At 70.4% G+C, this 12,537-nt stretch carries 15 protein-coding genes and 1 pseudogene; 7 read left to right on the plus strand and 9 right to left on the minus strand.

The window, feature by feature from the left end:
- Positions 1-178: 178 nt before the first annotated feature.
- The 3 genes from N787_RS08820 to N787_RS08830 form a co-directional block, all read right to left on the minus strand.
- Entirely contained in the window at positions 179-1,195 is a 1,017-nt protein-coding gene (locus N787_RS08820; protein ID WP_034212769.1) for a 3-oxoacyl-ACP synthase III, read from the minus strand.
- A gap of 100 nt (positions 1,196-1,295) precedes the next feature.
- Complete coding sequence (locus tag N787_RS14365; protein WP_034212771.1) at positions 1,296-1,688, minus strand: DUF4156 domain-containing protein; 393 nt, start codon at positions 1,686-1,688, stop codon at positions 1,296-1,298.
- 71 nt (positions 1,689-1,759) lie between these two features.
- Positions 1,760-4,630 (minus strand): M16 family metallopeptidase, encoded by a 2,871-nt coding sequence (locus tag N787_RS08830; RefSeq protein ID WP_034212774.1) that lies wholly within the window; start codon positions 4,628-4,630, stop codon positions 1,760-1,762.
- Between the two features lie 101 nt (positions 4,631-4,731).
- On the opposite strand from N787_RS08830, the gene N787_RS08835 reads away from it, so the two are divergent.
- The 5 genes from N787_RS08835 to N787_RS08855 all read left to right on the plus strand — a co-directional run bounded on the left by N787_RS08835 (position 4,732) and on the right by N787_RS08855 (position 7,727).
- The gene (locus tag N787_RS08835) at positions 4,732-5,445 is read left to right on the plus strand and encodes an SDR family NAD(P)-dependent oxidoreductase (protein WP_034212777.1); all 714 of its coding nucleotides are present in this window, start codon (positions 4,732-4,734) and stop codon (positions 5,443-5,445) included.
- A complete protein-coding gene (locus tag N787_RS08840; protein WP_052575314.1) occupies positions 5,439-6,215 on the plus strand; it encodes a hypothetical protein in 777 nt (258 codons plus the stop codon). Before N787_RS08835 ends, N787_RS08840 begins: the two co-directional genes overlap by 7 nt.
- Positions 6,216-6,327: 112 nt before the next feature.
- Positions 6,328-6,549, plus strand: a complete 222-nt coding sequence (locus N787_RS08845) for a hypothetical protein (RefSeq protein ID WP_034212779.1) — start codon at positions 6,328-6,330, stop codon at positions 6,547-6,549.
- Between the two features lie 21 nt (positions 6,550-6,570).
- Complete coding sequence (locus N787_RS08850) at positions 6,571-7,044, plus strand: tRNA (cytidine(34)-2'-O)-methyltransferase (RefSeq protein ID WP_034212786.1); 474 nt, start codon at positions 6,571-6,573, stop codon at positions 7,042-7,044.
- A 122-nt stretch (positions 7,045-7,166) separates the two neighbouring features.
- Entirely contained in the window at positions 7,167-7,727 is a 561-nt protein-coding gene (locus N787_RS08855; RefSeq protein ID WP_034212787.1) for an outer membrane beta-barrel protein, read from the plus strand.
- 124 nt (positions 7,728-7,851) lie between these two features.
- Here the strand turns inward: N787_RS08855 and N787_RS08860 are convergent, their stop codons facing one another.
- The 6 genes from N787_RS08860 to N787_RS08885 form a co-directional block, all read right to left on the minus strand.
- Positions 7,852-8,124 carry a hypothetical protein gene (locus tag N787_RS08860; RefSeq protein ID WP_034212788.1) on the minus strand — a complete coding sequence of 91 codons (273 nt, stop codon included), beginning with the start codon at positions 8,122-8,124 and terminating at the stop codon, positions 7,852-7,854.
- Positions 8,125-8,130: 6 nt separating this feature from the next.
- Positions 8,131-9,156 (minus strand): NAD(P)H-dependent glycerol-3-phosphate dehydrogenase, encoded by a 1,026-nt coding sequence (locus N787_RS08865; protein WP_034212789.1) that lies wholly within the window; start codon positions 9,154-9,156, stop codon positions 8,131-8,133.
- 16 nt (positions 9,157-9,172) lie between these two features.
- Positions 9,173-9,673 (minus strand): protein-export chaperone SecB, encoded by a 501-nt coding sequence (secB, locus tag N787_RS08870; protein ID WP_034212790.1) that lies wholly within the window; start codon positions 9,671-9,673, stop codon positions 9,173-9,175.
- Positions 9,674-9,734: 61 nt separating this feature from the next.
- Positions 9,735-10,166 carry a rhodanese-like domain-containing protein gene (locus tag N787_RS08875; protein WP_034212791.1) on the minus strand — a complete coding sequence of 144 codons (432 nt, stop codon included), beginning with the start codon at positions 10,164-10,166 and terminating at the stop codon, positions 9,735-9,737.
- Positions 10,167-10,234: 68 nt separating this feature from the next.
- Positions 10,235-10,657 carry a hypothetical protein gene (locus N787_RS08880; protein WP_034212792.1) on the minus strand — a complete coding sequence of 141 codons (423 nt, stop codon included), beginning with the start codon at positions 10,655-10,657 and terminating at the stop codon, positions 10,235-10,237.
- A gap of 88 nt (positions 10,658-10,745) precedes the next feature.
- The gene (locus tag N787_RS08885) at positions 10,746-11,195 is read right to left on the minus strand and encodes a YiiD C-terminal domain-containing protein (RefSeq protein WP_034212794.1); all 450 of its coding nucleotides are present in this window, start codon (positions 11,193-11,195) and stop codon (positions 10,746-10,748) included.
- Positions 11,196-11,233: 38 nt separating this feature from the next.
- On the opposite strand from N787_RS08885, the gene N787_RS08890 reads away from it, so the two are divergent.
- Positions 11,234-12,013 (plus strand): uroporphyrinogen-III synthase, encoded by a 780-nt coding sequence (locus N787_RS08890; RefSeq protein WP_034212796.1) that lies wholly within the window; start codon positions 11,234-11,236, stop codon positions 12,011-12,013.
- 41 nt (positions 12,014-12,054) lie between these two features.
- A pseudogene (locus tag N787_RS08895) lies at positions 12,055-12,537 on the plus strand (uroporphyrinogen-III C-methyltransferase); the annotation flags it as partial.

A 12,537-nucleotide genomic window follows, 5' to 3' on the forward strand; every position in this document is an offset into this window, starting at 1 on the left:
AGATATTGCGATTCTATATACACGTTTTGGCGGCGTGTCTAGATTTTTGTCAATTCTCGGCGGGAGAAGACCCGGTACGCGCCTGTACGAAAAAGCCCGCCGGAGGGCGGGCTTTCATGGCGAGGTTGCTCCCCTCTCCCCGGCCCTCTCCCGGAGGGAGAGGGAGTGGATCAGGGGGTTACCAGACGACTTCGGCCATCGAGCAGTTCAGGCCGGAGCCGATGCCCAGCAGCGCGACGCGGTCGCCCTTCTTCAGGCGGCCCATCTCGCGCAGCTTGCTCAGCACGATCGGCACCGAGGCCGGGCCGATGTTGCCGTGCTCGTTGAAGATGGTGAGCACCTTCTTCGGGTCGATGCCGAAGGCCTTGATGAAGGCCTGGGTGTGCACCTGGCTGACCTGGTGGATCACGAACTCGTCGAGTTCATCCACCACCCAGCCCAGCGCCTGGCGCGCGGCGCCGAAGGTGGCGGTGGCCAGCTTCAGGCCTTCGATCAGCAGCATGCGGGTGTCGGTGACCATGCGGTCGAGGTTGCCGCGGCACAGGGTATTCCACTGCGTGGCGGCCTTGGTGACGCCGCCGCGGTACTTCGGCGCGTCGGGGGTGAGCTCGGCGCGCGAGAGCACCATGGCGGCGGCGCCGCAGCCCAGGGTCAGCGTGGCGAGTTCGTTGCGGAACTGCTCCTCGGTGACGTCGGGCGCGCTCAGGCGCTCGATGGTCTTCTTGTAGGCGAGGTTGGCGGTTTCACCGTCGACGACCAGGGCGTACTCGATCTCGCCGCGCTCGATCATGCGGCTGGCGATGTCCATGCCGTTGAGGAAGGCGAGGCAGGCGTTGGCGACGTCGAAGTTCTGGCAGTTCTCGCCCAGGCCCAGGTTGCCCGAGACGATGGACGCGGTGGACGGCTCGAGGAAGTCGCGGCTGACCGAGGTGTTCACCAGCAGGCCGATCTTCTCGCGCGGCACGCCGGCGTCGGCCAGGGCCTTCTCGGCGGCCAGGGTGGCGGCGTCGGAGGCCTGGGTCTCGTCGTCCCACAGGCGGCGGGCGAAGATGCCGGCGATGTCCTGCAGCACGTCGGTCTTGATGCCCAGCCGGTCCATCGTGGGCTGGAGCTTGGCATTGAGGTCGGCGGAGCTCAGGCGATGCGGGGCATCGATGTGGGCGAGGCCGGCGATGGAGACGTGCTGGAACAGCATGGGCAGGATTCGCCTTGAGGGAAACCCGTCAAAGTTACCTGTTTACAACCGTCCTCTCAACTTCCGCGGGCCCGGGGCGTGAAGAACCGGGACCGGTGCCTCAGTCGGCGATCGGGTAGGTTTCGGCCTCGCCCTCGGCCGCCGGGCGGGCCGCCGGGGCCCGGGTGCCCAGGCTGGCATTGCCGCAGCTGAAGGCCAGGAAGCGCTGTTCGCCGTCCACCGGCTGGCTCTTGGGCTGCACCGTGTCGGCGCCCAGGCTGGGGGCTTCGTTGCGGGCCAGGGTCTCGAGCTCGTCGCGGACCTTGAGGTCGTTGCGGTCGTACGGGCCCAGGCGGTTCTTCACCGAGACCGACACCTCGCCCCGCTTGGCGCAGGCCGAGAGGTCCTGGTCGGCGCGGGCGACGCGCACTTCCTTGGCGCCGGGCGCCATCTTCACCCAGGTGCAGGCGGAGGCGAGGGGGATCAGCAGCAGGACCAGGGCAAGCTTGCGCACGTCGTCTCTCCAAAAGAACACGGGCGGGATTGTCGCCCCGCCCGTGCTGAACCGGCAATGAGTTTGCCGGCTTACTTGGCGGCGGCCACCGGCTTGCCGTCGGCATCCACCACCTGCACCTCGCCGAGGTCCAGCGCGCGCACGCCGGCCTCGATCTTGGACAGGTCGCCCACGATCACCCAGGTCAGGGCCTCGGGCTGGATCGCCTTGGCGGCCTGCTGCACCACGGCCGGCGTCAGGGCCTCGATCTCGGCGCGGCGACGGACCACGTAGTCGTCCGGGCGCTGGTAGCGGACGATGCCGCCGATGGCGCCGAGCACGGCGTTGGCGGTCTCGTACGAGCCCGGCAGGCTGCGGATCTCGGTGGCCTGGATCTTGGCCACCTCGGCCGCGGCCGCCGGCACCTGGCCGGTGGTGTATTCGGTGATCTCGCGCTTGAGCTCGGCGATCGACTCGCTGGTCTTGTCGATCTGCACCGCGGCGAAGGCGATCCACGGGCGCTGGCCGAGCGCGGCCTGCACGAAGCTGTAGGAGCCGTAGGCCCAGCCCTTGTCCTCGCGCAGGTTCATGTTCAGGCGCGAGCTGAACTCGCCGCCCAGCACCGCGTTGGCGATCTCGAGCTCGGTGGCCTGGTCGTCGCGGGTGGAGGGCACCAGCTGGCCGACGTAGACGTTGGCCTGGATGGCGCCCGGCTGGTCGACCAGGAACACGCGCGGCTTGGCCGGCAGGGCCACCGACGGGATCGCGGCCTGCGCCGCGGCCTCGCCCTCGCCCTTCCAGCTGCCCAGGTGCTTCTCGAGCACCGGGGTGATCTCGGCGAGCGTGGTGTCGCCAACGATGACCAGGGTGGCGCCTTCCGGGCGCACCCAGCGCTGGTGGAAGGCCACCAGGTCGTCGCGGGTCAGCGAAGCGATCGAGGCCTCGGTGCCGGAGCCGCTGAAGGGGATCGCGTACGGATGGTTCTCGCCGTACATCAGCGGCGGCAGCAGGCGCAACGCGGCCGCGTTCGGGCGGGCCTTCTCCTGCTTGATGCCGGCGATCCAGCTCTGGCGGACGCGCTCGATTTCCTTCTGGTCGAAGCGCGGCTCGCGCAGCATGGTGGCGAACAGGGCGACGGACTCGTCGAGGTTCTCCTTCAGCGCCGACAGGTAGGCGCTGCCGCCGTCGAGGTTGGCGGAGGAGCCAAGGTTCGCGCCCAGGGCTTCGGCGCGGTCGCCGAAGGTGAGGGCGTCGTACTCGCCGGCGCCTTCGTCGAGCATGCCCATCGTGAAGCTGGAGGTGCCGAGCTTGCCGCCCAGGTCGGCCGCGTAGCCGCCGTTGAGCTGCAGGTTCATCTGCACGACCGGCAGGCCCGGGCGCTCGGCCAGGATCACCTTCATGCCGTTGCTGAGCTCGGCGCGCTGCAGGGCCGGGAAGGCCAGCGACGGGAAGGTCTCGGTGACCGGCACGCCCTTGCTGCGGTCCACGCCGGTTTCAACGACCGTGTACTTCGGGTCGGCGGCGGGCACGGCGGTGGCGGCCGGCGGGGTCACGCTCGGCTCTTCGACGGTCGGCACGCGCTCGCCCGGGGTGACGACGATGGTGTGGTCGCCCTTCGACAGCCAGCGGCGGCCGGTGGTGAGCAGGTCCTTCGCGGTCGCGGTCTCGAGCGTGCGGAGGCTGTCGCGGAAGCAGCCCGGGTCGCCGGCGAAGACGGCGCATTCGGCAAGCGCGTCGGCCTTGCCGCCGAAGCCGCCGATGCGCTCGATGCCGCGCACGAAGCCGGCCTTGTAAACGGTGCGGGCCTGCTCGAGCTCGGCGGCGGTCGGGCCGTCGGCCAGGATCTTCGCCAGCTCTTCGTCCAGCGCCTTCTCGACGGCGGCGACATCCACGCCCTGCTTCACGTCGACCTGGATGAAGAACAGGCCGCCCAGCAGGTTCGGCCACGCGGCGGCGGACACGTTGTCGGCCAGCTTGTCCTCGAACACCAGGCGCTTGTCGAGGCGCGAGCTGCGCGAGCCGCCCAGCACCTGGGCCAGCAGCTGCAGGTGCTCGACGTCGGCCTTGCCGTACTCGGCGGTGTTCCAGGCGCGGTAGATGCGGGCCTGCGGCACCTTGTCGGTGAAGGTGTCGCGGGTGGAGGTGGTGCGCGGCGCCGGGTCGACCTTCGGCTGGGCCATGGTCGGGCCCGCCGGGATGTCGCCGAAGTACTTCATCGCCTTCTCGCGGGCGGTGGCGACGTCGATGTCGCCGGCCAGCACCAGCACAGCGTTGTTCGGGCCGTACCAGGTCTTGAAGAAGCGCTGCACGTCATCGAGCGAGGCGGCGCTGAGGTCGGACATCGAGCCGATGGTGGTCCAGCTGTACGGGTGGCCCTTCGGGTAGCTGGCCTTGAGCAGGCGCTCGAAGACCTGGCCGTAGGGCTGGTTTTCGCCCTGGCGCTTTTCGTTCTGGACGACGCCGCGCTGCTCGTCGAGCAGCTCCTGCGTCACCGCGCCGAGGAAGTGGCCCATGCGGTCCGACTCCATCCACAGCGCCATGTCGAGCGCGGTGGTGGGTACGTTCTGGAAGTAGTTGGTGCGGTCGGAGTTGGTGGTGCCGTTCTGGTCGGTGGCGCCGACCAGTTCGAACGGCTCGAAGAACTCGCCCTGGTAGTTCTCGCTGCCCTGGAACATCAGGTGCTCGAACAGGTGCGCGAAGCCGGTGCGGCCCGGCAGCTCGTTCTTGGCGCCGACGTGGTACCAGAGGTTGACCGCGACGATCGGCGCCTTGCGGTCGGTGTGCACGATCACGCGCAGGCCGTTGGGCAGGGTGAACTGCTCGTAGGCGATGTCGGCGACCAGCGCGGGCTGGGCCTGTTCCTTGGCCACGACGTCCGGGGCGTACAGCGGCGAGAGACTGGCGACGGCGAGGCCGACGGCAAGGGCAAGCGCGCTGGCGCGCGGACGGCGGATCGGGGTCATGGGCTACCTTGTAGGCTGACTTCCGGCAAATGCCGGGGGATTCGGATGCTAGCCTGCCTTGACGGTCCTTACACTAGGCCGAAGGCCATAGTGGCGACGGAATGAGCACATCCCCTTCACAGCGCGTTGTCGTCACCGGCGCCAGCCGCGGCCTCGGCCTCGAGTTCGTGCGCCAGCTGCTGGCGCGCGGCGGGCGCGTGGTCGCGACCTGCCGGCGCCCGGCCTCGGCCGACGAGCTCGCCGCGCTGGCGAAGATGCATCCGGGGCAGCTGCAGGTGCTGGCGCTGTCGGTGGACGACGAGGCCAGCCGCCAGGCCTTCGTGCAGGCGCTGGCCGGGATGCACGACGGGCTCGAGCTGCTGGTGAACAACGCCGGCGTGCTCGAGCGCGGCGAGCGCTTCGGTGAGCTGCGCGCGGACGTGATGGCGCGCACCTTCGCCACCAATGTCACCGGGCCGATGCTGCTGGCGCAGGCGCTGGCGCCGCTGCTGGCGCGCGGCGCGCGGCCGCGCGTGCTCAACCTCGGTTCCAAGCTGGGTTCGATCGCGTCCACGGCGTCCTTCGGCACGCCCAGCTACAACATCAGCAAGGCCGCGCTGAACATGGCCGGCGTGCTGATGGCGCATGCGATGAACCCGATGGGCATCGGCGTGATCACCGCCAGCCCGGGCTGGGTGCGCACGGCGATGGGCGGCGAGGGCGCCGAGCTCTCCGCCGACGACTCGGTGCGCAGCCTGCTGACGCTGGTCGATGACGTTCCGGGCCTGCCGGCCGGTGTTTTCCTGGATCGGAATGGAGAAACGCTGCCATGGTGAAGCGACTGCTGGTGCTGGCCTGCCTGTTCGCGCCGCTGCCGGCGCTGGCTTCGCTCACCTTCGAGGAGGGCGTGGCGCGCGAGCCCGACAGCGACCGCCTGCTCTATCGCGAACAGCACCTCGTGCGGCGCCTGGACGGCGAGCCGACCGAGCGGCTGGTGCTGTATCGCTGCGGCGACGGCACGCCGTTCGCGCGCAAGCGGGTCGACTACCGTGGCTCGGCGGTGGCGCCGGAGTTCGTGTTCGAAGACGCGCGCATCGGCTACCGCGAGGGCCTGCGGCGCCGCACCGGCGTCGAGTCGCTGTGGGTGCGCGAAGGCCAGGGCGAGGCCGAGCGCAGCGCGCCGCTGCAGGACGACACGCGCCTGGTCGCCGATGCCGGCTTCGACGAATTCATCCGCGACAACTGGACGCCGCTGGTGGCGGGCGAGTCGGTGCCGCTGCGTTTCGCGGTGCCCTCGCGGCTCGAATCGCTGGGCTTCAAGGTGAACCGGCAGGGCAGCGCGCAGTTCGGCGGCGAGCCGGCCGAGACCTTCCGCCTGCGGCTGGGCGGCCTGCTGGGCTGGATCGCGCCGCACATCGACGTGGCCTACGGCCGCGACAGCCGCCGCCTGCTCCGCTTCGAAGGCCTGAGCAACCTGCGCGACGACGATGGCGAGTCGCAGCTGGTCGCGCGCATCGAATTCCCGACCCCGGCCCGCGCCGCCACCGAAGCGCAGTGGCAGGCTTTCGCCGGCCAGCCGCTGTCCGCCTGCCGCGTCCGCGCCTGATCGCGGACACCGGCGGACACCCGCCGGACACGCGCAAGTGCTTGGTTTGAAAGGGCGCCGCGGCTGGCACGGAACCTGCTGTGCCTTGGGTATCCCGCCACGGACCCCGACCATGCGCTTCGCCACGCCGCTCCGCCGCAGCCTCTCCGCCCTCCCCCTGCTGGCCGTCGCGGTCGTGGCCTTCATGCCGGCCGCACCGGCGCCGACCGTCGCCTCCGCGCCCGCGGCCATGGAGGCCGGCTGCGGCCAGGCCGAGCCCGTCGGCGCGCTGGGCCTGGCGCGCATGCCGGGCGACCTCGGCGGACTGGGCCGGCGGCTGCGCTGCGCGGGCTGAAGCGCGGGCGATAATGCCGGGATGATCAACGTCATCCTGTTCGAACCCGAGATCCCGCCCAACACCGGCAACGTCATCCGCCTCTGCGCCAACACCGGCGCGGCGCTGCACCTGGTCGAGCCGCTGGGTTTCGACTTCGAGGATGCCAAGCTGCGGCGCGCGGGGCTCGACTACCACGAGTTCGCCAGCGTGCAGCGGCATGCCTCGCTGGCGGCGTGCCTCGAGGCATTGGGACATCCGCGCGTGTTTTCGTTCAGCGCGCGTTCCAGCGTCCGCTTCGATGCCGTGCGGTACGAGAAGGGGGATGCGCTGTTGTTCGGCCCGGAGACGCGCGGCCTTCCCGCGCAGGTCATCGAGGCGATCCCCGAGGCGCAACGCCTGCGTTTGCCGATGCGCGCGGGCCAGCGCAGCCTGAATCTGTCGAACGCCGTGGCGGTCGCGGTGTTCGAGGCCTGGCGCCAACATGAATACGCAGGATCGCTTGGGCATGACTGATGGCAGGGCAAGGGCAAAAACGGTGCGTCGTTAATGTTCCGTTACTTTGCGATTCGCATACTGCGCCCCAGTCCGACGCATTCCGGTGCGTCGGGCGCCCCCACAAAAAAAGGATTCATCCCATGAAGCGTTCCCTCTTTGCCCTGGCCCTCGCTGCCGCCATTCCGTTCTCGGCGCAGGCTGACGACAAGCTCAGCTACACCTACATCGAAGGCAACTACAACTACGTCGACGCCGACGGTGGCGCCGAGGCCGATGGTTTCGGCGTGCGCGGTTCGTTCGAGTTCGGCGAGTCGGGCTTCTACGGCTTCGGCGGCTGGAACCAGGTCGAGATCGACGGCATCAACGTCGACGTCGACAGCACCGAGCTGGGCCTCGGCTACGGCCACGGCCTGTCGGACAACCTCGACCTGATCTCCGAGATCGCCTGGAACGACATCGACGTCGACGGCTTCGGCAGCGAAGACGGCTACCGCGCCTCGGTTGGCCTGCGTGGTTCGTTCACCGAAAACTTCGAGGGCCTGATCAAGGCCAACTACAACGACGGCGACAACGCCGACGGCGACTTCACCGGCACCATCGGCGCCCAGTACAAGTTCACCCAGACCTGGGGCATGGTCGGCGAAGCCACCTTCGGCGAAGGCGGCGAGACCTACCTGGTCGGCCTGCGCGCCAGCTTCTGATCCACCGCTCCAAGCAACACCAAAAAGCCCGGCAAACGCCGGGCTTTTTTTTAACCAAATGAACCAGGTTCATTTGCTGCCGGCCGGTTTGGCGGCCGATGATCAACCAACAAATGAACCTGGTTCATTTGATGTGTGGGGCGGCGAGGGCGAAGGCCAGGAAGAGCGCCAGCAGCAGCCAGGCGCAGAGCACGGCGGCGCCGGCGGCGGTGCGGGCGCGCTCGTCCAGCGACGCGTCGCGGGCGGCGGCGTGGGCGGTGCGGAGCAGGGCCGGGGCGTGGCGCCACAGCGGCGTGGCGGGTACGCCGCGGGCAACGGCGAACTCGGCCAGCAGGTGCAGCAGGGTGGCGGTGAGCAGGACGACCGCCAGCAGCAGCACGCCGACGAGGACGATCATCGTGGCTTACTCGAACAGGCCTTCGGGATACTCGGGCTTCTGTTCGCGCGAGAGCAGCATTCTCAGGCCCTCGATCGGCGTGATCTCGTCGTGCAGCACGCGCTGCACCAGCTCGGAGATCGGCAGCTCGATGCCGTGGCGCTGCGCCAGGCGCATCACTTCGTCGGCGGTCTGCACCGATTCCACCACCTGGCCGATCGCGGCCACGGCCTCGGCGATCGACTGGCCGCGGCCCAGCGCCAGGCCCAGGCGCCGGTTGCGGGAAAGATCGCCGGTGCTGGTCAGCACCAGGTCGCCCAGGCCGGCGAGGCCCATCAAGGTTTCCGCGCGGCCGCCCAGCGCCACGTTCAGGCGGAGCATTTCATTCAGGCCGCGGGTGATCAGGCCGGCGCGCGCGTTGAGGCCCAGCTGCATGCCGTCGGCGATGCCGGTGGCCACCGCCAGCACGTTCTTCATCGCGCCACCCAGCTCGGCGCCGAGCATGTCGGTGCCGGTGTAGGCGCGGAAGGTGGGGCCGTGCAGCGCCTCGGCGACCTGGCGGGTGAAGTCCTCGTCGTCCGAATGCACGGTGACGGCGGTCGGCAGCCCCTGCGCCACTTCCTTGGCGAAGGACGGGCCGGTGACCACGGCCAGCGGCACGCCGTCGCCCAGCACGTCGCCGGCGACTTCATGCAGGAAACGGCCGGAGCCGGGCTCGAAGCCCTTGGTAGCCCACGCCACGCCCGCGTGCGCGCGGCGATGCGGCGCGAGCGCGCGCAGGGTTTCGGTGAAGGCGTGGCTCGGCGTCACCACCAGCACCAGGTCGGCGCCCGCGACGGCCTGGCCCAGGTCGCCGGTGGCGACCAGGGATTCGGGCAGCGGGATGCCGGGCAGGTAGCGGGTGTTCTCGTGCTGGCCGTTGATCGACGCGACCTGGGCCGCGTCGCGGCCCCAGATCACGGTCGGGTGGCCGTTGCGCGCGATCAGGGACGCCAGCGCCGTGCCCCAGGACCCGGTCCCGAGGACGGCGATGGCCGGCTTGGCGGTGCTCATGGGCGCCGCGCCGGGATCAGGCGTTGCCGCCCTCGGGGAGCTGCGCGGCCTGGGCCTGCGCCTGCTCGGCGCGGCGACGCAGGCCTTCGGCGTACAGGCCCTCGAAGTTGATCGGCTGCAGGTAGAACGGCGGGAAGCCGCCCTGCACGACCAGCTCGCTGATGGTCTGGCGCACGTACGGGAACAGCACGTTCGGGCAGTAGGTGCCCAGCATCATGTCCAGGGTGCGCTCGTCGAAGCCCGACAGGCCGAACAGGCCGGCCTGCTCGACTTCGGCCAGGTAGATGGTCTTGTCTTCGATCTTGCAGGTCAGGGTGATGCCCAGGGCGACTTCGAACAGGCCTTCGGCGATGCGGGCGACCTTCTGGTTGAGGTTCAGCTCGAGGTTCGGCTGGCCCTGCTCGTTGAAGACGTGCGGCGAGTTCGGCACCTCGAAGGACACGTCCTTGACGTAGATCTTCTGGATGGTGAACTGCGCCTGGTCGGCGCCGGCGGCGCCATTGTTCTGCTCGGCCATTACGGCAACTCCGGTCTGAAAGTCGTGGAAAGGTCGGCGATTATCGCACGCCGGGCGGGGCTCAGGCCTTGCCCTTGGCCAGCGGCAGGCCCGCCGCCGTCCAGGCGCCGATGCCGCCATCGAGCACGCTGACCTGCTTGAAGCCGGCCTTGACCAGCTGCTGCGCGGTGCCCGCGGCGGTCACGCCGGCCGCGCACACCAGCACCACCGGCGACTCCTTGGCCTTGGCCAGCAGCTTGCCGGCCGGGTCCACCTGGCTCGGCAGCAGGTGCTTCGCACCGATGATGTGGCCCTTCTCGAACTCGGCCTGGGCGCGCAGGTCCACCACCAGGGCGTTGTCGCGGTTGATCAGGTCGGTGAGCTGGGCCGGGGTGACGCCCTTGAAGCCGCGGAACAGCCGCATGACCTCGGTGACCACCAGGGCCAGGGTCAGGCCGACGAAGGCGATCGACAGCAGGGGGTTTTGTTGGGCGAACTCGAGCAGGCGATCCATGGCGGGCGGGCGGTTCCTACGGCAGGGGCGGCATTATGGGCGCCGCCGCCGCCGCGGGCAAAGCCGGGTCAGCGGGTGGCGTCCAGGTCGGGCAGTCCGGACATCAGCCACCAGCGCTTGGCCTCGGCGTCCCAGCGCCAGGTCTGCCGGTCGGTGATGACCTTCTCGACCTGGGTATTGCGGTTGACCACGCGGATCTCAACCACCTGCTCGTAAGTGTCGGGGGCCGGCTCGGAGCCGGACTTCACCTCGTAGCCCGAGACCTGATACTGCTTGTAGCGCTCTTTCTCGAGGTCGGTCAGCGGCTTGGCCTCGAGCAGGGCCGGGTCGATGAAGCCCATCGCCAGGTCGAAGTCGCTCCAGCGCACGGCGCTGACGTAGTGGTAGAGCGTCTGGTCGCGGGGGCTGCGCTGCACGGCCTGGCTGGCGCAGGCGGCGAGGACGACCAGCCCGAGGGCCAGCGCGAGGCGGAAGAGGCGAGGAGCGTTCATGCGGCCATTATGCACAAAGGGCCGCGGGGCGCCGGGGTCGCCACCGGGCGCTGGCGCGGGGCCGGTCCCAGGCCCGCGCAAACCTCCCTCAGGGCGCCCGCAGGGCCGCGAACCGGCCGCTGAACTCGGCCACCGTGGCGCCCTCGGGATCGGTGACCCGGGCCAGCAGCTGGGCCCGGGCCCGGCCGCGCTCGCGGTAGCTGCGCAGGAAGGCGTCCCAGTCGGTGCCCTCGTCCAGCCAGGCCTCGGCACCGAGGTCGGCCACCAGCGGCTTGAGGTACTTGAGCTGGCTGTCGGCGACGTAGACCTCGGCCTTGATGCCTTCCGCGCCCAGCCGGAGCGTGAGCAGGCCCCAGGCCGCCAGCGTCGCGATCGACGCCATGCTGCCGCCGAACACCGTGCCCTTGTCGTTGATGTTGGCGGCGAGCGGCGCGCGCAGGCGCAGGCGCTGGCCGTCCCAGCCCGTGCTTTCGATGCCCATGGCCGCGACGGGCGGCATGGCGCGGTAGCAGGCGTCGAGTTCTTCGAGGGTCTTCATGCGGTGACGTCGTCCAAGGGGCTGTGCGAAGCTGGGGCATGGCCAATGCGAACCCAGCGCCGGTGTTGGCGGGATGGTATGTCATCTCGCTGCGTCCCTCGGGCTCGCACGGCCCGGTGAGGCGCGCGGCGGCCGCGCTGGGCGCGCGGGTGCTGCCCATCTCTACGCTGCGGCTGCTGTCCATGGATGCAGGCGTGGCGCTGGATGCGGCCCTGGCCTGCCCGATCGTGGTGTTCACCAGCCCGGCGGCGGTGCGGTTTGCGCGGATGCAGCGGCCCCTGGTCGATTCGCCGGCGCAGGTTTGGCTGGCGGTGGGCAGCGGCACGGCCACCGCCCTGCGCCTGGCTGGCATCGCCGCGGTGCGGATGCCGCCGGACCGCGCCGATTCGGAAGGATTGCTCGCGCTTCCGGAACTGCAGTCGCTGCGCGGGCAGGCCGTGGGCCTGGTCACCGCGCCCGGTGGCCGCGGCCTGATCGGCGAAACCCTCGCGCACCGCGGCGCGCGCGTGCACCTGGCCGAGGTCTACCGCCGCGAGCCGCTGGTGCCGCGAGCCTCGCGCACGGGCCTGATCGCGGCCCTGCCCGATAGCTCGGCGCTGCTGGTGAGCAGCGTCGAAGCCTTCGATGCGCTGTGGTCGCGGCTGGGCGAGCCGGTACGGCAGACGCTGCGCCGGCGCCCGGTGGTCGCCAGCAGCCCGCGGCTGGCGGCGCGCCTGGCCGAAGACGCCTTCGCGGCCATCGTCATCGCCGACGGTGCCGCGCCGCAGGCCCTGCTCTCGGCGCTGGCCGCCGATGTCGCGGGCGGACGCTTCCGGTAGGATTGCGCTTGTTTTTGCGTTATCCCCCGGCAGTGGACACCGTGCTCGAACCCCGCCCCGAATCCCCTTCCGCCCGTCGCCCCTTCGGCGCCCTGGGCTGGCTGATGCTTTTTCTGGTCGCGGCCGCGCTGGTCGCGGGCGGCTGGTATGCCTGGCGTTCGATGCGCGCCGCGCCGGTCGAAGGACCGGACCTGAGCCCCGAGGCCCTCGACGCCCGCCTGCTCGATGCCGAACAGGCGGTCGTCACGCTGCGCCGCACGCAGCAGGGCCTGGACCAGCGCCTCACCGACACCACGGCGCGCACCGGCCTGCTGCGCGATGAGGTGCTGGGCGTGGGCCAGCGCGCCGCGATCCTCGAGGACAGCCTGCGCGAACTCTCGGCCCAGGCCAGCGAAGGCCGCGAGGCCCTGCGCCTGGACGAAGCCGAGCTGCTGCTGAGCCTGGCGCAGGCGCGGCTGGACGTGGCCGGCGACCTGCCCGGCGCGATCCGCGCCACCGCGATGGCGCGCGACGCGCTCGAGCCG

The organism is Arenimonas metalli CF5-1, assembly GCF_000747155.1.
Classification (GTDB): domain Bacteria; phylum Pseudomonadota; class Gammaproteobacteria; order Xanthomonadales; family Xanthomonadaceae; genus Arenimonas; species Arenimonas metalli.